Origin of the sequence: Rubripirellula amarantea, assembly GCF_007859865.1 — a bacterium.
GTDB lineage: Bacteria > Planctomycetota > Planctomycetia > Pirellulales > Pirellulaceae > Rubripirellula > Rubripirellula amarantea.
The window spans coordinates 1,531,136-1,553,693 of sequence record NZ_SJPI01000002.1 but is presented as its reverse complement, the minus strand read 5'-3'; the positions used below and the strand labels follow the sequence as shown (position 1 = coordinate 1,553,693).

General features: G+C 53.9%; 16 protein-coding genes. 7 read left to right on the top strand and 9 right to left on the bottom strand.

All coding sequences use genetic code 11. The features are described from left to right. Window position 1 precedes the first annotated feature (1 nt). The 3 genes from Pla22_RS19245 (at window position 2) to Pla22_RS19235 (ending at window position 6,979) form a co-directional block, all read left to right on the top strand. Window positions 2–2,491: a DUF1553 domain-containing protein gene (locus Pla22_RS19245; protein WP_146516355.1), complete on the top strand. Its 2,490-nt coding sequence runs from the start codon at window positions 2–4 to the stop codon at window positions 2,489–2,491. A gap of 32 nt (window positions 2,492–2,523) precedes the next feature. After that, a complete protein-coding gene (locus Pla22_RS19240; protein WP_146516354.1) occupies window positions 2,524–5,274 on the top strand; it encodes a c-type cytochrome domain-containing protein in 2,751 nt (916 codons plus the stop codon). Window positions 5,275–5,491: 217 nt separating this feature from the next. Beyond that, on the top strand, window positions 5,492–6,979 hold the full coding sequence (locus tag Pla22_RS19235; RefSeq protein ID WP_146516353.1) for a GumC domain-containing protein: 1,488 nt from the start codon (window positions 5,492–5,494) through the stop codon (window positions 6,977–6,979). Here Pla22_RS19235 and Pla22_RS25550 read toward each other — a convergent pair. Further along, window positions 6,976–7,572: a DUF2141 domain-containing protein gene (locus tag Pla22_RS25550; protein ID WP_207310415.1), complete on the bottom strand. Its 597-nt coding sequence runs from the start codon at window positions 7,570–7,572 to the stop codon at window positions 6,976–6,978. The genes Pla22_RS19235 and Pla22_RS25550 overlap by 4 nt on opposite strands. A 115-nt stretch (window positions 7,573–7,687) precedes the next feature. Here Pla22_RS25550 and Pla22_RS19225 point away from each other — a divergent pair, with 115 nt between their 5' ends. Beyond that, the gene (locus Pla22_RS19225; RefSeq protein WP_242632161.1) at window positions 7,688–8,632 is read left to right on the top strand and encodes an ABC transporter ATP-binding protein; all 945 of its coding nucleotides are present in this window, start codon (window positions 7,688–7,690) and stop codon (window positions 8,630–8,632) included. 20 nt (window positions 8,633–8,652) lie between these two features. After that, window positions 8,653–10,086, top strand: coding sequence for an ABC transporter permease (locus Pla22_RS19220; RefSeq protein WP_146516351.1), 1,434 nt, complete (start codon window positions 8,653–8,655; stop codon window positions 10,084–10,086). A gap of 54 nt (window positions 10,087–10,140) precedes the next feature. Here Pla22_RS19220 and Pla22_RS19215 read toward each other — a convergent pair whose 3' ends face one another. Further along, window positions 10,141–11,556, bottom strand: coding sequence for a DUF1501 domain-containing protein (locus tag Pla22_RS19215; RefSeq protein WP_146516350.1), 1,416 nt, complete (start codon window positions 11,554–11,556; stop codon window positions 10,141–10,143). A gap of 49 nt (window positions 11,557–11,605) precedes the next feature. Next, window positions 11,606–14,776 (bottom strand): PSD1 and planctomycete cytochrome C domain-containing protein, encoded by a 3,171-nt coding sequence (locus tag Pla22_RS19210; RefSeq protein WP_146516349.1) that lies wholly within the window; start codon window positions 14,774–14,776, stop codon window positions 11,606–11,608. A 314-nt stretch (window positions 14,777–15,090) separates the two neighbouring features. On the opposite strand from Pla22_RS19210, the gene Pla22_RS19205 reads away from it, so the two are divergent. Then, window positions 15,091–16,062 (top strand): polysaccharide lyase, encoded by a 972-nt coding sequence (locus tag Pla22_RS19205; protein WP_146516348.1) that lies wholly within the window; start codon window positions 15,091–15,093, stop codon window positions 16,060–16,062. A 179-nt stretch (window positions 16,063–16,241) separates the two neighbouring features. Here Pla22_RS19205 and trxA read toward each other — a convergent pair whose 3' ends face one another. The 4 genes from trxA to Pla22_RS19185 all read right to left on the bottom strand — a co-directional run bounded on the left by trxA (window position 16,242) and on the right by Pla22_RS19185 (window position 19,238). Continuing rightward, window positions 16,242–16,571: a thioredoxin gene (gene trxA / locus Pla22_RS19200; RefSeq protein WP_146516347.1), complete on the bottom strand. Its 330-nt coding sequence runs from the start codon at window positions 16,569–16,571 to the stop codon at window positions 16,242–16,244. Between the two features lie 126 nt (window positions 16,572–16,697). Next, window positions 16,698–17,504: an NUDIX hydrolase gene (locus Pla22_RS19195; protein WP_242632160.1), complete on the bottom strand. Its 807-nt coding sequence runs from the start codon at window positions 17,502–17,504 to the stop codon at window positions 16,698–16,700. Window positions 17,505–17,586: 82 nt separating this feature from the next. After that, window positions 17,587–18,333, bottom strand: a complete 747-nt coding sequence (locus tag Pla22_RS19190; RefSeq protein ID WP_146516346.1) for a sugar phosphate isomerase/epimerase family protein — start codon at window positions 18,331–18,333, stop codon at window positions 17,587–17,589. Window positions 18,334–18,503: 170 nt separating this feature from the next. Next, window positions 18,504–19,238 carry a shikimate kinase gene (locus Pla22_RS19185; RefSeq protein WP_242632159.1) on the bottom strand — a complete coding sequence of 245 codons (735 nt, stop codon included), beginning with the start codon at window positions 19,236–19,238 and terminating at the stop codon, window positions 18,504–18,506. Window positions 19,239–19,526: 288 nt separating this feature from the next. On the opposite strand from Pla22_RS19185, the gene Pla22_RS19180 reads away from it, so the two are divergent. Further along, complete coding sequence (locus tag Pla22_RS19180; protein WP_146516345.1) at window positions 19,527–20,510, top strand: SMP-30/gluconolactonase/LRE family protein; 984 nt, start codon at window positions 19,527–19,529, stop codon at window positions 20,508–20,510. A 117-nt stretch (window positions 20,511–20,627) separates the two neighbouring features. Here the strand turns inward: Pla22_RS19180 and Pla22_RS19175 are convergent, their stop codons facing one another. Then, entirely contained in the window at window positions 20,628–21,506 is an 879-nt protein-coding gene (locus Pla22_RS19175) for a hypothetical protein (RefSeq protein WP_146516344.1), read from the bottom strand. Window positions 21,507–22,038: 532 nt separating this feature from the next. Next, window positions 22,039–22,554: a hypothetical protein gene (locus tag Pla22_RS19170; protein ID WP_146516343.1), complete on the bottom strand. Its 516-nt coding sequence runs from the start codon at window positions 22,552–22,554 to the stop codon at window positions 22,039–22,041. Window positions 22,555–22,558: the final 4 nt, after the last annotated feature.

Below are 22,558 nucleotides of genomic sequence, written 5' to 3'. Positions count from 1 at the left end.
AATGCTCATGCGATTCACTCTTTCACTGTTTGGCTTGCTCGCGTTGAATGCGTTTGCAGTTCACGCTTTCGCGGTCGAGTTGCGAGTGTATCCCGAGGCAGTCACTCTGCATGGTCCCGAGGGCCAGCAACGAATCAGCGTGGTGACTACTCGTGACGGATACGCCTCGGCAACGGTCGATCTAGCAGATTTGCAGATTGAATCCACTGACGCATCGGTTGCCAAGGTGAGCGGCGGCGTCGTGTTTGCCGTCGGTAATGGCGAAGCGACCATCACCGTCTCAGCGGACGATGGATCGCGAGCGACCGCAACAGTTTCGGTCGTCGGCGCCGGGGAATCGCACGAGTGGAGTTTTCGAAATGACGTGCAAAGCGTTCTCGCTAAGCAGGGGTGCAACATGGGAGCATGCCACGGCGCGTTGGCGGGGAAAGGCGGATTCCGATTATCGCTGCGTGGTTACGACAGCGATTCTGATTACGCGGCAATTGCGTTGCAGGCTCGTGGTCGTCGTATTGAAATGGGCGATCCGGGTCAAAGCTTGTTATTAGCCAAGCCAACGGGTGCCCTGCCACACAAAGGCGGTTTAAAGCTTGATGTCAATTCGCGTGACTATGAAGTGTTGGCTCAGTGGATCGCGTCCGGTGCGAAGGCTCCCAGCGATGAGGATGCCACGCTCGAACATATTAGTGTGATGCCGGAGCTAGCCTTGCTTGCTCCCGAAGAACATTCGCAAGTTCTTGTCAGTGCCCATTATGACGATGGGCGTGTCGTCGATGTCACGCACTGGTCTCAGTTCTCGGCAACTGATGAGGCGGTTGCAAGTGTCGAAGCGGACGGAAAGGTTACCGTACGCGGAAGTGGTGAAAGTGCCGTGTTGGTGTGGTTCGGCAGTAAAGTTGCACTCGCTCGTATGACGGTTCCTTACCAGAACGACATCAGCACCGATGAATTTGATGAAGCGCCGCGGAAGAATTTCATTGATGAATTGAATCTGCAACAGCTAGCGACCTTGAAATTGCCACCTTCGCCAACCTGCAGCGACGATGAATTTCTGCGTCGAGCAACGATCGACTGTATCGGCCGATTGCCACGCGCCGAAGAAATCGAACAGTACCGGGATCAACCTGAATCCACACGACGAGACTGGTTGATTGAGCACCTGTTGTCGAGCGAGGACTACGTCGACTATTGGGCTTACAAGTGGAGCGACATGCTTGTCATCAACGGAACCCGGCTTCGTCCGATCGCGGTCAAGACGTACTACCAATGGGTTCATCAGCGTGTGCGTGACAACATGCCGTGGGACCAGTTGGTGCGTGAGGTCTTAACGGCAAAGGGCAGAAGCGACGAAAATGGGGCAACAAACTTTTACGCTCTTAATCAGTCACCTGAAGAGATGACCGAGAGTGCGTGCCAAGCCTTCATGGGGCTTTCGATTGGTTGTGCAAAATGCCACAACCACCCGCTCGAAAAATGGACGAATGATCAATACTACGCCATGGCAAACCTGTTCGCCCGAGTTCGCGCTAAGGGCTGGGGTGGCGATGGGCGAAATGGCGATGGCTTACGGACATTGTACGTGGTTACCGACGGTGATTTGATTCAGCCTAAGAATGGAAAGCCGCAACCTCCGGCCCCGCTCGATGCACCGTCGCTGGCGATCGATGACCCGAACGATCGCCGCGAACCGCTCGCTCAATGGATGACAAGTCCAGAGAATCCTTACTTCGCAAGGTCGATTACAAACCGAATCTGGGCCAATTTTTTTGGGCGTGGGTTGGTGGAACAGGTCGATGATCTGCGCCACAGCAATCCCGCTTCCAATGAGCCATTGTTGGCGGCAGCGGCCGAGCATCTTATTGATGCCAAGTTTGATCTGAAGCAATTGATGCGTGCGATCATGCGAAGCGAGACCTACGCCCGAAGCAGCGTGCCGTTGGCGATGAACCGTTCCGAAGAGAAATACATGAGCCGCTATTACCCGCGGCGGATGATGGCGGAAGTGTTGCTGGATTCGATCGATCAAGTGCTTGGTACAAGTACCGACTTCACGCGACTTGCATTTCCGGGGGCCGATTATCAAGACACGGATTTCTATGAAAAAGGCACACGCGCGATCGAGCTTTATGATGCCGCGGTGGATTCGTACTTCTTGAAAACATTTGGCCGAAACCCTCGTGAAATTGTTTGCGAATGTGAACGCAGTCAAGAACCGAGCATGGTTCAGGTGCTTCACATGTCCAACGGAGAAACGATTAATCCGAAGCTGGCCGACGAAGACAATTTCGTCAATCGAGCGATCAAAGAGGGCAAGAGCGACATCGAAATCATCGAAGCGTTGTTCGAGCGTGCGTTGGTTCGAAAGCCAACGGACAATGAACTTGAGAATATGTTGTCCATAATCGCTGAGTATGGCGACGACCGAAAAACTGCGATGCAGGACGTTGCGTGGAGTGTTTTGACGAGCACCGAGTTTACGTTCAATCATTGATCACCCTTCCTCGAAAAAGAATTCGCCATCAAATGCGCTCACTTTTTACTTTGATCTTCTGGGTTACTCTTACGTTGCCCGCACTGGCTGGTGAGCCGGTGGATTTTGTGCGTGATGTGTTTCCGATTCTGGAAACGTACTGCATTGGTTGCCACACAAGTGAAGACGCGTCAGGCGAGTTTGTGATGGAAACGCACGCAGCGATAATACAAGGAGGCGAAAACGGTGTTGCGATCACCGCAGGTGTCCCCAAAAGTAGTCGCATGTTCTTGATGGCTGCGGGCAAGATGGAACCAATCATGCCTCCCGACGATCAACCTGGACTGACCGAGGATGAATTGGCAATCCTTGAAGCTTGGATTGAACAGGGCGCCGTTGGGCCAGACGGCGACATGCCGATCAAACGAGAATTGCGTATTCCGAAGATTGCTGTGGACGAGCAAGTCGTTCTGCCAGTGACTGCCATCGCGATCGCCCCTGACGGAATGCTTCGCGCAATCGCTCGGTTTGATCGGGTCGAGATCGTGGACGCGAAGGACCATGTGGTCACGACGCTCAAAGGTGAACTCGGCAAAGTCAATTCGCTACGCTTCAATCGCGATGGATCGAAGGTGTTGATTGCCTCGGGACTTACCGGCGCCTACGGTCTAGCTAGTATCTACTCGGTGAGTGATGGCGAGCTCGTTCGCGAAATGGTCGGACATCGCGATACGATCTATGCTGCGGTCTTTGCTCCAGACGAAAAAAGGGTCGCAACGGCAGGTTACGACCACGAAATCATTCTGTGGGATGCTACGACAGGTGAACCCATTCGCAAGTTCACTGGCCACAACGGTGCAATCTACGATTTGGCGTTTTCGCCTGACGGAGAGGTAATCGTCAGCGCTTGCGCCGATGAAACTTTAAAGGTTTGGAATGTCGAATCAGGCGAGCGACTTGATACGCTGGGCCAACCCGAGGGCGAAGTTTTCGCAGTAGAAGTCACTCGTGATGGAAAGTACATCATCGCGGGAAGTCGCGATAATCGATTGCGTGTTTGGAAGTTGGTCAGCCGTACCGAACCGCGAACGAACCCACTTGTGGCGACTCGCTTCGTCGATGAATCGCCGATTGTCAACTTTGTCATCACACCCGACGGCTCTACCGTTGTTGTGCTCAGCGAGGCCGGGAATTTGAAAACAATTTCGACAAACGAATGGGTTCTTGGGCCAGCCATCGAATCGCTTCCTTCGCCCGGCAGCGACCTTTGCATTTTACCCAGCGGAAAATCTTTGCTGGTGTCCTTGATGACCGGTCAAACCGTAACCCGGGAAGTTCCCGATGTGCGATCCGACGCATTAAGCGAAGGATCGGAACTATCAAAGGTCTATCTGGACTTGGGGCCACTTGCGAAAGTCAATGAGAGCGAGCGTGCAAGTGTCGATCAATCGCCCATCACAATCCCGCGCGGTGCTGAAATCAGCGGGACCGTTTCGGAAGCTGGCGAAGTGGATGTCTATTCGTGGCATGCGAATCGCGGAGAAGTATGGGCGATTGACGCTGATGCGTTAACCGATAGTCGCATCGATCCGATCGTTTCCATTCATGACCAGCAAGGCGCGCCAGTTCTGCGAACGCGTCTGCAAGCGATCCGGGATACCTACTTCACGTTTCGGGGCAAAGATAGTGTTCAAGTCAACGATTTTCGTTTGTTCAATTACGAAGAAATTCACCTGAACGACTATTTGTATGCGTCCGGTGAGGTCACGCGGATGTGGTTGCACCCTCGGGGTCCCGATTCTGGGTTTAACGTCTATCCAAATGAGGCATCTCGTTGGACTTACTTTGGAACATCGCACACGACGCACGCATTGGGTGAACCAGCTTACGTTGTTCGCCAGTTAGCCGAAGGCGAACTGCCGGTCGCAAATGGATTGCCAGTGTTCGATATCTACTACGAGAATGACGACGATCCAAGACGCGAGGCGGGGAACGCGAGCCGAATTATCTTCACCGCTCCTGTTGATGGACTCTTCCAGATTCAGATTTCTGATACTCGGGGTGAAGGCGGCCAAGGGTACGGATATCGCGTGCAAGTTCGTGCGGCGGAACCGATGTTTGAACCGAGCGTGGAACCAATAACGGCTGAACTTCTTCGCGGAGCGGGTCGAGAATTGACGGTGCGGGTCAAGCGATTGGACGACTTCGAAGGCCCGGTTGAATTTCATGTTCAAGGATTGCCGGAAGGGCTAGTCACAAACTTTCCGCTCACCATTGAAGAAAGTCAGCGGTATGCCCATGGAACCGTTTGGGTTCCTGAGGCGATTGAAGGATGGGAAGGCGAAGTCGAACCTACGCTTGTTGCGAGTGCACGAATCAATGGACGAGTGGTCGAGCGACACGTAGGAAGTATCGGCAAATTTAAACTTGGTGGTCGACCGCAGGCAGTTCCTCGAATCGAGCCTGTCGAGAAAGAGTTGATTCAGGTGAGCGACTCTACGGATTGGACACTGCAAGTGCGACGCGGCGAAACGGTGTCGGCACGGCTGGTTTTGGATCGCCAGGAAGACTTCAACAACGAAGTCAGTTTCGGAAAAGAAGGAGCCGGGCGTAACACAGCGTTTGGCGTGATCGTTGACAATATTGGCCTGAACGGTTTGCTTTTGCTTGCCGGTGAAACCGAACGAGAATTCTTTATCACGGCCGATCCGACTTCGCCGGTCGGCAAGCGATCGTTCTTCTTGACGGCCAATGTCAACGGCGGAATCACCACAACTCCGATCACGGTTGAGGTCTTGCCTTAGTTCAACGCGTGGTTTGGAATTCCAGGACATTCGTGGACTAGGGCGCGCTTGAACGGAATAAGTGACATGCTGGCGGCGTTGAAAAAATGGTTTAACCCGATCGTTCGTCACAAGCGGACCTTAAACTGTTGCTGCAATGACATTTTGTGGGCGAGTTCATGCAATGCGACCTAGGTTTTTGAATCTGGTCCCTCCCTAATCACCGACGAAGCCGGTCATGAGCTCCAATCCGATTCCTTGGAAACACGTTCGAAACATCCTTGTCCTATTCGCACCGCTTTGGGGTGGTGCCGCAATCTTGTTCGGTTGCGTGGGATTGGTGTACGCGTTGTTCAGCAGCGATTATTACACAGCTCGGCAACCGCTTGTGGTTCGCGATGAAGCGACCAGTTCGCTAGATCGTTTGGGCCGATTCGCAAGCCAGACGGATCTGAAAGCGGCGCAAGAGACAATCTTGGAAATGACCCGAAATCCGGAAGTCGTCGCGGAAGCACTGCGTCGAATCGGACCGCCCGGCGGTGGGACGGACCCAACGTGGCCAACCACTGATGACATCGACACAATCGCCACCAAGTTCGTGAATTTGGTTGCTCCTAAGGGGTCTGAATTTGGCAACACTGAAGTCGTCTATCTGTCGGTGAAGGCCAAGAGTCAAGAACGCGCCGATGCGTTCTGCAATGCGATGTACATCAGCTTGACCGACCAACTTCGCAAAGTGCGTCGTGTTCGCGCCGACAGCGTCATTGGAGAGTTAAGCCATGCTCGCGACTTAGCCGCCAGAAACCTAAACCATGTTGCCGCCAAACTTCGAGAGATCGAGATCGAGTTCGGAACTGACCTGGGTGATCTTCGTAACTTGAACGATACGATTTCCGGCGATGGTACTAATCGCAGAACCCTGGAAGAAACCACTCGGGAATTGCAAGCCGCTGAACTGGAAATGCAGAAGCTGGAATCGCTTCATTCGCTATTGGTTGCCGGTGCGGACGATCCGCAACGATTGTTGATCAGCGGAAGTGAATTACTTGACAGCCAGCCATCGCTTTCACGCTTGAAAGACGGTTTGATTGACGCTCAATTGGCAGCGAGCCAAATGGCTGGCATCTACACCGAATCGAATCCAAAATTACGCGCCGCGATGCAGACGGAGTTGGAAATTCGCGACCGTATGCAACAAGAAACCAAAGCGGCCATTGCTGCGAACGAACCTCGCTTGGCACTGCAACGAAATCGAGTAGCAACGCTGGCTGAGCGAGCCAAGATGCTGAATAACCGTCTTGGCCACTTAGCGGTGATTCGTACCGACTATTCCAAGCTGGATGCCGATGTGAAGCATCGAACCGAAATGTTGGCTGAGGCTGAACGATCGTTGGCCGAGGCCAGTGCGACTCGTTCCGCGGCTCTGTCGACTAACTTGATCTCGCCTCTTGGGCCTCCGCAAGTCAGTGATCACCCCAATGGGCCCGGCGGATCGATCATCGCTCTAGGAAGCACGATGGCCGGATTGATCTTTGGCCTGGGTACTGTGTTCATGATCGCGCCTGGACCCACCGAAGCCAGGGGAGGTCGCCGTTGGAGCGATTACCTTGGTGCCGGTCGTCGTTCATCGGACGATACTGCAGCGGCCGGGAAGGCTAATCGTCGATCGGCTGATAACGCCATTGCGGCGGAACAACCCCGTGCTGTGCCGCCGGCCAAAAGCTAACGAATCGAGATAGCTAAAATTTCGCCTGGTTTTGGGCGATTGATGACAGCGTCTGAGAACTTGGGCGGGCCCGTCAATCCGCGGGCGTCGCGGCTGTACCCGTACCGCTCACTTGGGATACCAAAGCGGTTCCTGTTGAGTTCGCCATCCAAGTTTTCGTCGTGAAACACGGCAACTGCAAATCGCTCGGGCAGTGCTTCGATAGGCAACAGGAAAACAGTTTCACCGTTAACGATCGTGGCTGACAATTTAGCCTTCGATGCGTCGATGTCGTTGAAACTTTCTGGCGAATCATAGATCGCCAACTTCATTTCGCCCTGGTCGTTCGCAGCTCCGGCGACGCCAATCAGCAGCGAATCCTTTGGCAATTGGATATCGTCGCTCGTGTTGTTGCCACTGGCAGACGTAATCGATTCGCTGTCCGGAAAACGGGGAGGAACGAATCGGTTTTGCCGATAAAGTAGAATGCCCGAGCCGATCAAAAACACGGCAAACGCAAACGCGAGCAAAATCGAAAGGTGATTTTGACGCCAAAGTTCGCGATGGGTATCCGAATAGTCCGGCTGCGTTTCGAGGTCCGTTTGATTTACCACGCGACACCTAGGGAGACGAAAAATGGGCTCTCGGTTGAGGCTACCTAAGCCCTAACATAACGATTGAAATGGTTTGTGTCACAACCCCTTGCCGAACCCCTTACCGAGACCAGCGTTGATCCCAACCGTCCCTCTCGATTCTCCTCTATTGGAAGTCTGCGACCTCAAAAAGTCGTTCGGGTCGCGGCACGCGCTAGCGGGACTGTCGTTTTCAATCGCGCCGGGCGAACGGGTTGCCTTGTTGGGGCCCAACGGAGCCGGTAAGACAACGACCATCCGATGCGTTTCAGGACGCACCAAGCCTTCGTCGGGAGAAATCCGTTTGGCGGGTTCGCCGATCGACTCGCCGCACGCACGCAGCGCGATAGGGATCGTTCCGCAAGAGATCGCGTTGTACGGCGATCTAACCACGCGAGAAAACCTAGTCGCGTTTGGGAAGTTTCACGGTCTGCGCCGCAAGGCATTAAAGGATCGCGTTGAGTGGGCGCTAGCGTGGACCGGGCTCGATGATCGAGCGGACTCGATGGTCCAATCGTTCTCGGGCGGCATGAAGCGCCGAGTGAATTTGGCGTGCGGAGTTCTACACTCACCCCAAATCCTGCTTCTCGATGAACCGACCGTTGGAGTCGATCCGCAAAGCCGAGAAAAGATTTTTTCGATGCTGGATCAATTGAATGAGCAAGGCACTTCGATCTTGTTGACCACTCACCATCTCGACGAGGCTGAAAAGCGAAGCGACCGGATCATCATTGTGGACCAAGGACGCGTTGTGGCCGATGGCACGATCAACCAATTAATCGAGCGATCCGTTGGGTCCTCGCGAATGGTCAGACTTCGGTTGGATCGTCCGCTGCCCCAATTGTTGTCGGCTCCCCACGCTGACATAGGGCAAGTCGGTAACGACCGGTTATCCACGCGGATTGATAAAGTTTCCACGGGGCTTCCCATTCTTTTGGAAGCGGTCCGCCAACAAGGATATGACGTCTCGGATATTGAAGTTCAATCGCCATCGCTGCACCACGTGTTCCTGCACCTGACCGGTCACGAACTTCGCGACTAATAATCAATGACGGATCTGAGATGGTTTGGACAGTATTCCAAGTAAGTCTACGACGCTTGATGCACAACCGCATCGAGTTGATGCTGACGTTCGTCGTACCGATCGCCTTCTTCAGCATCTTCGCGCTCATCTTTGGCAATGGTATCGGCGGCAGCACGACTCCGAAAATTAAGGTCGTCGCGATTGACGAAGTCCAGACCGAAATCAGCGCATCCGTGATGGCTACATTGCAGCAGAGCGCGGGACTACGATTCATGCGGATGTCGGATGATTCAGGCGATGTGCCGCTCGATCGCCAACGGGCTCAGGCGATGGTCCAGGAAGGCAGCTTGACCATGGCGATCGTTTTACACAACGGTGATCGTCACGCGGTTGCGGCGCTGGATTCCGATTCGGCGAAGAACATCAGTGCCGACCTGCTGTCCGATTCCTCGGATCAAGTCGCTTCGCAAGTAGCGACCGCCTTGGTGGCTCGCGCCATCATGATGGCAAGGGCGGAAGCCGAAGCCGCAGAATTTGACGTGTTCAAGTCGCCCGTCGAGGTTTCTCAGACGGTTCCTGCATCGCATATTCCGGACCCGCCCAGCTCCATTATTGCGGACCAGTCCGGTGCCATCATTGCGGACCAGTCCGGCGTCATTATTGCGGACCCGCCAGGGGCCATCAAACAGGCCACGCACGAGTCGAGTTCCCCGTTAAGTAACCCGTCGAGTAACCCGTCGAGCACCCAGTGGGAATCAGAGATCAGTGCTGGTCCCTATTCATCACCTGCCGACGACCCACAGTCGTTGAAATCGCCGCGAGCTGAAGATCCCGTTCGCGTTGTGGACGTCATTGGGGAAGGCAAAGCGAATCCGGTTGTCAGCATGTACGCTGCTGGAATCGCAGTGATGTTCTTGCTGTTTGGAGCATCGGGTGGTGGTGGCGCGTTTTTAGAAGAACGAGAAAACGAAACCCTTGACCGGTTGCTATCCACTCAGTTGACGATGGATCATCTGTTGCTTGGGAAATGGTTCTACATGACCTCTTTGGGCACCGTGCAAGTCTTTGCCATGTTCATGTGGGCTCAGTTCGTGTTCGGAGTCGATTTGTGGGGCCACCTTGATGGTTTCATTGCAATGACAATCGTAACTTCCGCTGCGGCATCAGCGTTTGGACTGCTATTGGCTACGCTTTGTAAATCCCGAGGCCAACTCAACGGGTTATCGGTGATCTTGATCTTGACCATGAGCGCGCTTGGCGGTTCCATGGTGCCACGCTACGTGATGAGCGAGCGACTTCGCGGCTTTGGCCAATGGACATTTAACGCTTGGGCTTTGGATGGGTACGACAAAGTCTTTTGGCGAGACCTACCCATCGGGTCGCTCGCACCGCAAATGATTGTGCTGATGATCTGCGGAATCGGTTTCTTGAGCTTGGCTAGGTTGTTGGCCGTCCGATGGGAATCGAACTGAACACGCATGCTTGATCCAATCAGCGCGGTAGCGAAGGCGAAAGCCTATCAACCGTTACGCGAGGATTTCTTTCACCACGTGCGCTTCTTCGACGCCGGTGAGACGTTGGTCGAGACCTTGCACACGATAGGAAAGCTTCATGTGGTCGAGGCCCAACAAGTGCAAGATTGTGGCGTGCAAGTCGCGTACGTGAACGCCCCCGTCGACGACATTGAATCCAAGTTCGTCGGTCTCACCGTAAGTCATTCCCTTCTTGAGTCCTCCCCCAGCCATCCACATGGTAAACGCGTTGGGGTGGTGATCTCGTCCGTCGCCTCCTTCGCCTTGAGTCATCGGAGTCCGACCAAATTCACCGCCCCAGATTACGAGCGTCTCGTCCAGCAGCCCACGATCGCCCAAGTCCTTTACCAAAGCCGCACAGGCCTGATCAGTGTCTTGGCAGTTCGTCTTTAACCCACTAACCAAGGCACCGTGTTGGTCCCAGGCTTCGTGATAAAGTTGCACGAATCGAACACCGCGTTCCACCAGACGTCGGGCCAGCAAGCAATCGTTCGCGAACGATGACTTGCCGGGTTCAGCACCATAAGATCGCAAAGTTTCAGCAGTCTCGTTATTGAGGTCCATCACTTCAGGAGCCGTCGCTTGCATCCGATAAGCCATTTCAAATGAATTGATCCTGGTTGCGATTTCCGGATCGAGCGTTTTGGCTAAGTGAATTCGATTAAGTTCGTTGATCGCATCAAGCGAATCCCGCTGCAGTTTACGATCCACACCCGGCGGGTCCGAAAGATAAAGCACCGGCTCGCTTCCGCTGCGAAACTGAACGCCCTGGTAGACCGAGGGCAAGAAACCGCTTCCCCAGCACGAACTGCCTCCGCTTGGGCCTTTCTTGCCACTGCTGAAAACGACAAAACCGGGCAAGTCTTTCGACTCGTTTCCTAGTCCGTACAACGACCATGCGCCCATGCTTGGCTTGCCGAACAATTGGCTGCCGGTGTTCATCATCAATTGAGCCGGCGCATGGTTAAACGCGTCAGTCTTCATCGACTTGATAATCGTAAGCTCGTCGGCAATGCTCGCTGTATGAGGCAACAGTTCACTTATCTCGGCGCCGCACTGGCCATGTTTAGCGAACTTGAATTTGGGGCCCAACAACTTGCTGCTGGGGTCAATGAAGGCGGCACGATAACCTTCGAGCAATTCCGGGGGTGGTAGCGTCCCATCAAACTCCGCAAGCTTGGGTTTATAGTCGAACAAGTCCAAGTGGCTGGGTGCGCCCGCCATGAAAAGGCAAATCACGTTCTTTACCTTGGCAGGAAAATGCGGCGGACGCACTGCCATAGGATCGCTGACGTTTGAATTGCCAGACGCCTCCTCACTAAGGAGTGACGAAAGAGCGGCTGCGCCGACGCCCAGTCCGCATTGACTCAAGAACCAGCGACGTGCAACAGGATCGGATGAATTGTTCATTGGCAAAGTTCAGTTAACCTCGAAAGGTGAAATGCAAAACGCAGTTGGATTATTCTTTGGTGATTGCTTCGTCAAGATTGAGTACCACACGGCAGATCGCCGTCCAGGCCGCCTGTTGAGCGATCGAATCGGAATCGGAGGCGATCGTCGGGTCGCCCACCAACGACTTGGCAAGATCTTGATCTTCCTTCATTCGTTCTTGCTGTTGATCAAGCATTCGCTGCATCACCTCAATCTCGCGATCATCCGGATAGCGTGAAAGGCATCGCTGATAAAGCAACTCGAATCGTTCGACATCGCTTTGCATGTCTGCCGACAAAACCTCGATCGCCAAGTGTTGAGCACATTCAAGGTAAAGCGGTTCGTTGAGCGTCACGAGGGCCTGTAGCGGCGTGTTGGATTGGCTTCGTCGAACGCATGATACTTCTCCCGTGGGAGCGTCGAACGCTTGAAATGCCGGATAAGGCACGGAGCGGAATCGGAACGTGTAAAAAGCTCGTCGATACTTTTGTTCGTCCAACTCGTCGTTCCAAGTCTTAGGTCCGTAGCTGGCCGGCGGCTCGAACAAAAAGTCGGGTGCAGGCGGATAAACCGGGAGACCACCGATCTGAGGATTAAGCAGACCGCTGGCCGATAACGCGATGTCTCGAACTGTTTCGGCCGGTACTCGAATACGAGGGGATCGTGCTAAATAGCGGTTCTGTGGATCGCGTTGAAGTAGATCTTCGTTGAAGTCAGATGATTGGCGATAGGTCGCTGACATCACAATGCGTCGATGCAGCGACTTCAACTTCCAACCACTCGCCATCAGGTCAACCGCCAGCCAATCCAACAAGTCTGGGTGCGTAGGAGGTTCGCCCTGAAGTCCCAAGTCGTCCGAAGTGAGAGTGATGCCGTTCGCGAAATACGCCTGCCAGATTCGATTGACGATCGATCGCGCGGTCGTGGGACTTTTCTTGTCAACCATCCAGTGGGCGAAGTCAAGACGATCGAGTTTGCCGTCGGCGTCTCGATCATTAATGGCGTGCAGGAACTGAGGTACTGCCGGATCCACTGATTCACGAGGGCTCAAGAAATCACCTCGCTCGAGTCGATGCGTTTGCCGCGCTTCGTCGCGAGCTTTGAGCACAAGTTGCGAGGTTCCGCTGGGGTAGATTTCCCAGGCGTCTTCCATCCGCTTCTGCCAAGAACGAAGTGAGGTTGGTTGCGCCACAAAATGATCGAACAATGCATCACGTTGGTCGGTCGACAACCGATCTTGTTCAACCGCAGACCGTAGTTTTGGCGGCAGCGAATCGACGGCGTAGTCACCCTCGGTCACACTGACGCGAAAACATCCGATATTGAAGTTTTGGTTGTCATCGCTGTTCCACCCGCCGTGCCGTTGCCTCAGTTCCACGCGTAGCAAAATCGGTTTGCCGTTTTGTGAAGCGATCGGTTGCGAGAACTTGAACCAACCCGTTTGTGGGTCATTGCGACGCCCAGGCCCCAATGATCCTGTCCAGGCCGTGTTGTCGTCCCCATCAATGGCGTATCCGACACCACCGGTAACTCGTTTGGGATTCGGCTGTTTCGCAAAGTAACGTGGGTCAAGCCGTTGTCGAGGAGGATGGATCGTCGCGTCGGCCGCGATCAATTTCGCTTTCTTCCAGTCCTTACCTTCGTTGTGAGAATAGAAAACATTGATGTCCGTCAACGCCCAGGTGCCGTCAACGCTGCGACCGGGACCGGAATGGGGAAGATTGTCATCGTTAAGCAATTCAAGACGCATCGCCGAAACCGTTGGTAGGTGAACGATCGCGTCGCCTTGCGGATTGGCCAACGTCGGAGCGTACCCTTCGCCACGATAGCTCCCGTCGGGTTTGCGAAAGAACTTCTGGCCGCCAATGGTGTTTTCCAGAAAGTCGAACTCAAGCGGGGTCCAAGTTTGCCTTTCGGAAATTGTTTCCGATGCAAGTTCTTGTTCGTCGAGCCAAGCTTGGAACGCGTCGACTACTTCCAAGTGTTCTTGACGTAGCTCTTTGCGAATCGCAACGAGTTCTTCGTGCACGCGTTGGCGTTGCTCGTTCTCTTCCGGGGTGTAAACCGTAATGCAGGCTTCGTCGCAATCATTCAAGAACGAAAGCATCGAATAATATTCAGTGTGAGAGATCGGGTCGTACTTGTGGGTGTGACATTGGGCGCATTGAATCGTCAAACCCAAAACCGATTTCCCGATAGCGTCCATTCGATCATACAGAGCTTCCATGCGGAATTGTTCAGGATCTGCGCCGCCTTCTTCGTTGATCATCGAGTTGCGCAGAAACCCCGTGGCAACGAGTTGATCCTGAGTCGGATCATCAAGCAAATCGCCCGCTATTTGTTCGATCACAAACTGATCGTAAGGCATATCGTCGTTAAGAGCGTTGACTACCCAGTCGCGATAGAAATGGACAAATCGAGGTTTGTCTTTCTCGAATCCATCGCTATCGGCATAGCGAGCCGCGTCGAGCCAAAGTCGTCCCCAACGCTCGCCATAGTGCTTCGACGCGAGCAAGCGGTCGATGAGTCTTTCATAGGCGTTGTCAGAATCGTCTTTTAAGAATGTGTCAACTTGCTCGGGCGTCGGGGGCAGTCCAATCAAGTCCAGTGATAAGCGGCGAATCAAAGTCCGGCGATTTGCCATCGGGCTGGGCTCGAGTCCTTGATGTTCAAGTCGAGCTCGTATGAAGTGATCGATCTCGGTGAGTTTTGTCGGCGATGGTTCAGCGCCTTCGCTCACTTTGGGCAGTTCAGGTTGAGTTGGCGGCGAGAAGGCCCAGTGTTCGGAATAGACAGCGCCCTCGTCGATCCATTTGCTGATTGTTTCTACATCATTTGGGGAAAGGGACTTACCAGATTCCGGCGGAGGCATTCGAAGGTCCTCGTCATCGGACCTCATGCGAGCAAGCATCTCGCTGGCGTGGGAATCGCGAGGAACGATTGCAGCATGACCACCCAGGTCTGCCGTCGCCGCGTCGAAGGAATCCAGTCGCAGCTCCGCTTCCCGCTTCGCTTCGTCGGGTCCATGGCAGTGGTAGCAGGCATCCGCCAAGATGGGGCGAATGTCGCGGGCAAAGTCAATCTCGCCAGCCCCGGTCGCACCGGAATTTGACACGTTGGCAGTGAAAGCGATGCAACTGACAGCCAAAAAGCTAAGCGAAATCTTGGGGCGGGCGATATTTCGCAGCCTGATGAGCATGATATTCAACGTCGATAGAGACACATTCTTAGTGACGAAATACGGGTCATTAGATTCTACATGAAAGCCTTTTCCACTGCCTTAGTGCCTGAGAGGTAGAAATGATGGCGCACCGAAGCTTAGCCCGCTTCATCATCAAAACGCAGGAAAAAGACAGGCAATTGGAAAGCAACAGGTTGCCTATCTTTCCCATGTTCGTAACTTATGAGGGTCCAGAACTGAAACATTGGATGATTGGTGAGGTCTTGCCAGGACGGATCGGTTGCCTTGCTGTCTGATCGCGTCCACGTCGTTACAAGACCCAGAGCCTCCCCATGCAACAGATCACTCCACGGCATCACCTGGTTGCCAACCTGGCCCCTGCTTCGAGCTATCCCAATCCACGCTCGATTCGTGATCAGCTTCCGTCGATCGCTCGCAATGCAATTCGCTGCACTTGCTTGGCAGCGATGCTTCTTTGCATGTCGAGTTCCGCCAGTGCTCAGGAGATCTTCGACTTGAACTTTAGCAAGTACGACGAAGAACAAAGCTACACGCGTGACGATTTAGACGCCGATTGGAACGAACCGATTTGGGAAGATGGCATTCGCGAAGGGTGGGTGAACATTGTCGGACCCGAGGAAGCATTTCGCGGTCGTGGCAAAGCACTGTCGATTGATTTTCCGGCCGGCAGTGTAGGCCCTAAACAAGGTGGCGCTCAGTGGCAAATGCGTTGGGATCAACCGGCAACGATGGTTCGCCTTCGCTATCGAGTTAAGTTCGGTGAGGGTTTTGATTTTGTTCGCGGCGGAAAATTACCCGGCCTCGCTGGCGGTACTGCACCTTCGGGTTCGAAACCCGCCGATGGGTACAACGGTTGGGCGGCGCGAATGATGTGGCGAACAGATCTAAGCGGAACGCCTGGGGATCCGGTTCAACATAGCGCTAAGTTGATGCAATACGTGAAGCATCCCACTTCAGGATCCAAACTTGACGGCAAGCAAGAGGACAAGTTGTATTGGAGAGACCAGGATGACGAGGACATCGAGATCGTGGCGGGAAAGTGGTACCGAATTACCAGTTTGGTCAAGCTCAACGACGTCGGTCGTGCCAACGGCATCATCCTGGGGTGGTTAGACGGAAAACGAATGTTGGCCGAACGAGGGATTGAGTTTCGATACACGGACGACCTCAAGATCGACATGTTCTACTTCACCACGTTCTTTGGTGGCAGCACATCGGCCTGGGCTGCCTCAAAAGACGAAACGATCTACTTCGACGACTTCAACATCGAAATTCGGCAATAGACAAACGTCCCTGGCTAGACGCACCGAGACGGACCGAATGAGATCTTAGTTGTTTCCGACAAGTCAATAAAAAACGCCGACCTGGGTATTCAGGTCAGCGTTGAAAATTTTGATCGTTTGACTAGTGGCTAGCGAAGAGTGAATGGCGATTGCCAAGCGACTCGTGAACGAAGAAGCGATTAAGCAATCGACGAGTCAAGCGCTTCTTGAAGCGCCGACTTCGGACGAACTCCCACGAAGCTTTCAGATACTTCGCCACCCTTGAAGACAAGCAGCGTAGGAATGCTGCTGATGCCAAACTTTTGAGCAATGCCAGGATTGTCGTCGATGTTGATCTTGCCAATCTTGACGCCCGGATTTTCCGAGGCAAGTTCGTCGATCATCGGAGCGATTTGACGGCAGGGACCGCACCAGGGAGCCCAGAAATCGACGAGCACAGGCGCGTCGGACTGCAGAACTTCCGAGTCAAAGTTGTCGTCAGTGAATTCTTTAACGGCGTCGGAGGCCATGTTCGTTTCCTTCAAAATGGTTGTGTTATGGGCAATGGAGACACTGCTGGGGACGGGTGACCACGCACCGCAATGAGAATTGTAAACAAGCTTTCCAATTTTGGCAGCCCGGAACAATTCAAAGCTTTAATGCAACATCCGTTCCAAACCTAGCCTGATTCGGCGGGCCAGTTCGTCCAAGATGATTGCCGTGGCTCCCCATATTTCGTGGTTTACACCACTGGGAGATTCAGCAGCATTTTCACCGCTTCGTTGAGAAATCAAATAGGCAGGCGCGAAAAACGTAAATTCGCGTGGTGCCCCGGTATCTTCTAGATTGCTCAATACCGGCTGTATCCGCCGCGAAACCAGTTTTCGAGACAACGGGTGACGTCTTAGCAAATGAGCCAAGGGTAGCAAAACCACGTCTGCGACTTCCGCCGGATCGGGCTGCCATGGGTGAGGCGGCGGTTGGATGACGGCAACAATCGATGACACGCGGTGGTTGCTGGCGTACACATATTGAGGCGTCAGATTCCCACAGATCGAAATCATCTCGGGCGGTAACCCCAATTCCTCTTCGTATTCTCGCTTGGCGGCTTGAAGAACACTCTCGCCTTTTTCAATCCGTCCACCCGGCAACGATATTTGTCCCCCATGATGAGACAGCGTTGGCGGACGCATGGTCAGTGGGATCGTCCACCCCAATTTGGAATCACGGTAGATCGCGACTAAGACGGCTGCTTCGCGGACGTGATGCGGCGCTGGTCCGCGATGACGTCCATAGGCGAGTTGGGGCGCTAACCGACTGCGTGCGACACGCGATGTGGGTTTGAAACGCAACGAACGCCGAGGCCAGGCAGGCGAGCTCGGTTGGTTCGCCGATCTGCCATCGTCACCCAACCACTCGGGTAAGTGGTTGGGCAGAGATTCGTTGAAGGCAAGGTCATCCACGATCGGTCAGCAGAGATTGCGTTCTGAAAGGATTGCGATCTGAAACGATTAGGTTCTGGCGAGAAAGTCTCGACGGTTCGACTTACATCAGTGTTTCGAGCAAGCGTCGCAGTTTTCGAAGCTCGACCCGGTGGTCTAGGCCTTCCATCGGAACCATGTGAACCGTCATCGCTCGGTCGTATTTCTCACGCGATAATTGCGTGACAATTTTGCCGTAGTCAACTTCGCCTTGACCGACGCTGACCTGAAACGCATCCGGCCGAGTGTCACGCAGGTGAACGTTGCAGACAAACTTTAGGATGTTGTCCAAGTTCTTGCTGTTGGTCGAACTGGTGATGTAAACGCTTGGATCCATCGTGACACCGAGACCGTCAACGTTGTTGCAGAGCACCATTAACGTATCAACGTCTTCGCTCATGCGGCCAAGTTGGCTGCGAACACTCACTCGCACGCCTTCCTTCTCGCCGATCTCGACCAGCTTTTGAAGTCGCTCGACCTCTTCGTTGAATGGGGTGCCATGTTCGGCCGATGGGACCGTGATGTTGACGACCTTGGTGGTCTTGGCCAAATGACAGATGCTGGCGAAGTCATCGTACATTTGATCGCCGGTAGACTCCAATTCGACACTGTAGCCCGAGATATCTAGTCGGTGGGTGTAGCGAAGTAACTGCACGGCACGATCTAAGTCAGCCAGCAATTCGCTAGGTTTGACTTTACCAGATTCATGAATCGCAATTTCAACAGCCGTGAATTCCAGGTCCGACAGGACCTCGATGGCCTCCGTGAGTTCCAAATCAGGCCAGCACTCAGTTGATGCTGATACAAACACTGCGTCGTCCTTCCATTAAACGTCGTTATCAACACCCCGTTTTTTCTCTACAGGGTGAAAGTCAAAGGTAGCCGTACCAATGCGATGCCCAACCAATCTGGGCACCCTACCACGGGCCTCATAGGTTACCGTGGTTCGCTATCTTGGCAACAGACCGATTTCGCGATCACTTAATCGCAGTGATTCTGACCAAGCCAATCGACGATCTGGCGGCAGATCTCTTCGATGCTCAGGTCCGAGGTATCAATCCTCAGTTGTGAAACCTGTTGATAGAGTGGGCGACGGGTTGCCAACAAGTTTTCGACTTCTTGTTCGAGCGGTAGGTCAGTCAGGCCAGGACGCTGATGCGAACTGGCGGAATCTTTCCGCAGTCGGCCAATGATGGTGGCAGTGTCCGCGTCCAGCCAAACACAGGGGCCCGATTTCGCGATCACCGCTCGATTGACCTCTCGCAAGATTGCTCCCCCGCCTAGCGAAACAATTATCGCCCGAGGTTCTCGGCCGGAAACCCGTTCGGCAAAGCGTCGCAACTGCTCGGTCTCGAGATCGCGGAAGCCAGCCTCGCCGGACTGGGAAAAAATTTCGGCAATGGAAGCCTTCGCTGAAGAAACGATCTCGGCATCCAAATCGATCACGGGCACGCCAAGTTGTTCACCCAGTCGCTTGGCGACGGACGTTTTGCCGCTGGCTCGGTACCCGGTCAAATAAACAGGAACGGCCAAAGAGGGCGCTGGATTCAATGGTGATGGCTCGGGTGATAGTTCGTGCAGGACGAGGTGATCTCGGTTTCCACTGACATTATCGAGAAGAATGGATTCGATCAACACAGTCCCTGTCTCAACGCCACACTCCAGTGCCAGATCGCATTGCCAGATCGCAGTGCCAGACGCATTGCCAGATCGCATTGCCAGATCGCATTGCCAGATCGCGCGACACTAGCCAGCACCCGCCACGAGCGTCCGCTCCCCAGTTCTTCCGACTAAGGACGCACTTTCTTGCACGCACTTCTAAGGATGTGCTGACTATGATGCTCTGTGGACAGCGCTGCCCTGATCCTTGCGGTGCGCTGCCGCTGCGACTCGCCCTTGCTTTCGCTGCGGTTGTTACAATGGGCCGGGATACGTGCGTCTACGCTGTGGTGGTCCTGTCCTAGTTTTCCGTGTTTACTTCCTGCATTTGCCTGAGGCTGCTTCGTGTTTCGCGTCACGACTTTTCTGGTTTTGTCCTGTTTCGCTTCGTCGCTGTTTTCACAAACGCCGGACGTATTAGGGCGGATCGAACGACTCGATCCCAAATTCGACGAACTGGTTCCCGCTGGTGCAGAGATCGAAGTCCTTGCCGCTGGGTTCACGTGGACCGAAGGGCCCGTGTGGGTGAACGATGACCAGGGCGGCTACCTGCTGTTCTCTGACATTCCTCGCAACAGCATCTTTCGCTGGTCCGAGTCACGAGGCGTTGAATTGTTCATGAACCCTAGTGGTTACACCGGCGTTTCTTACTACGGGCTTGAACCGGGCAGCAACGGGCTAGCGATCGACCCCAAAGGCCGATTGACCGCTTGCGAGCACGGCGATCGTCGGTTGTCCGTTCTTACGGTGGGAGGCGGTAAACGAACGATCGTCGATGCTTATCAAGGAAGTCGGCTTAACAGTCCCAACGATCTTGTTTTTGCGAAGTCAGGTGATATCTACTTCACCGACCCACCGTACGGACTTCCCGAACGTGCCTCGGATCCAAGACGAGAGCTGGATTTCTGCGGAGTGTTTCGTTGGGACACGCAAGGCAAACTCCATTTGCTCACCAAAGAACTCACACGCCCCAATGGCGTTGGCTTATCACCCGACGAGAAGCACTTGATCGTTGCGCAAAGCGATCCTGACAAACCAATATGGATGAAGTTTCCAATCCAAGACGACAAAACATTGGGGCCAGGAACCGAGCTGTTCAATGCGACTGAGGCAATGAAGGAGTTTCCGGGGTTGCCGGATGGATTGGCGATTCATCCATCGGGAATCATCTTTGGCAGCGGACCGGGTGGTATCTATGTGCTAAACATGGACGGTCAATTGCTTGGCCGTATCATCACGGGCGAGCGAACAAGCAACTGCGGTTTCAGTCACGATTTCAAAACGCTTTACATTACCGCTGACGCGTATCTTTGTCGCGTAAAGCTGTGAAGAAGGTCTTGGACTTGTAGTGATCGTCGACGACGACTAATGGTAAACACCGTTGGTTAGTGAACAGCGATTAGAAACATCAACGATCGAGATACCGACGAACGCAAGTACAAGAGATCAACAGTACCAACGATCAAGAAAGTTTCCGCTGGTCGAATCCATGCCGTCGGCCGTGACTGCTTTTTCAATGTCAGGTTGCTTGAGTTCCTCTAGCACTCGATCGGCTTGGTGAGTGCTGGACTGCAGTCGATGCAACCATAACGACTTCAGCGCCCCGACGCTGTCGAACAAGTCAGGCCGCAGCATCATCACCACCGATGCGGCAACGTTGCGGTTGGCTTGCGGAAGAGCCGTAGTCTTGGACGTGCGACGACGCAACATATCGTTCATTGCTGAGTTCATCAGCCAGTGCGTAGTTCGCTGGGCGATTCCGATGCCCGAAGAACGATACTCTTCAGCATGTTGCCTGGTTCGATCTTGATTCATGCCGTAGCGGGCGAGTTCAGGATGCTGACTCGCCAAGCACCCGATCAATGTGTCCGTCCAACGTTCGACACCTTGGCGAAGTCGATTGAGTCGCACTGCGTCCTGGACCGAGTTGCCGCGTCCAAAGAGCATGATTTGTTGAACCCGATTGCGAGCTTCCAAGTGGTTCAAATGCACCGCATGCGTGACCGGTGACAGTTCTTCGATGCCGTACTTTTTGTCCAAGCCGGCTGCTAACGCAGCTACAACGCGGGTAAGCATCTCAGTCACCAAGACTTCTTCGAGCACCGTGACATGCTCCGTCCACCAAGCTTTCAAGCGGATCGTTTCGCCGGATTGCTGAGCGCGACGATAGCGTGCCAAGGTCTGGTGCCAAAGTTCAAAGCGATTGCTCGATGCCGACCAGTATTGCGCGATCGCATGAGACGGAATCGTGTCGCGTCCACAAAGAATGGCAGGCCCGTGTTGGGACACGAGTGCAGCGAGATCGGCAACGAGAGTACAGTGCATAGGGCAACGACAAACTAGGGCGCGGACAACCGATCATCGCGTTGACCGCAATCATCGAAACCCGTGCGGTATGTTTGAAAAGCAGTTGCTGTGCCACAAACCGTGGATTGCATCCGTGAGGCCGCAAACCTCAGCAAATCACGGGGTTCAGCAGCATGGCCCGTTCATCAGGTTGCTTTATCGCTAAATCAATGTGGTCTTTTGGCAACACGATCGTTGCCTGGGAACATCACAGAGTGTGAAAGAAGTCCGCGGTTTGGTCTCTCGCCAACCGCGGTTGCACCGGTTATGGATACAACGAAAACGGCCCAGGTTCTTGTGCCCCAACAACAATGCCCCACAGCGTTGCTATTGGAAAAACCTGGGCCGTTCGAATGACAGTTTTGCTGTCGGCTTTTGCCCCACGCATAGGCCTTGAGCGTCACCTGTCTGCACTTTGATATCGGAAGTACCTGTGGTGAACTTGGACCAAAAACAGCTAAAAGTTTATTTGCTAGTCACCGGAATCTCCCTTTCTGACGGCTGAATCACTTTATTGGGTCAACAGGTGATGCATTACGAATGTCCATTCCGTCCATTGCACTTGTTCACACCGTGAAATGAGCTGTTCGTCGTTTTTGCGAAGTGCAGATTGGCAATCGTTAACAAATTCGAACGGGTCGTCGTAGCCGCCTTCGTTCTGCGACAACGACTGCAGAACTTCGTGATCGCCGACACGCCGAAACCAATATTTCGCGTTGCTGAAATCCCCTTCACGTCGGTGCATGATCCCATGCAACAGGCTTCCGTCGGCTGTCTCGATGGACTGGCTGATGTCGTGACTGCGATCGAGGTCGCCCGCCAACAACCACATCGCACTGCGGACCAGTTCAGCGGTTTGCTCTGGTGCCGATAGCTCGTTCGATTGGATCGCGCGAACTTGCTGGGCGATCGCGGGTACATCAGGACCTTCTCCCAAACTTGGCATCGGAGCGGCTTCGATGAGTGAGAAAATGGGGTCGCCAAGTCGTTGGAACGAACTGCGAAAGTCTTTAGGGATAGCAGGCATGATA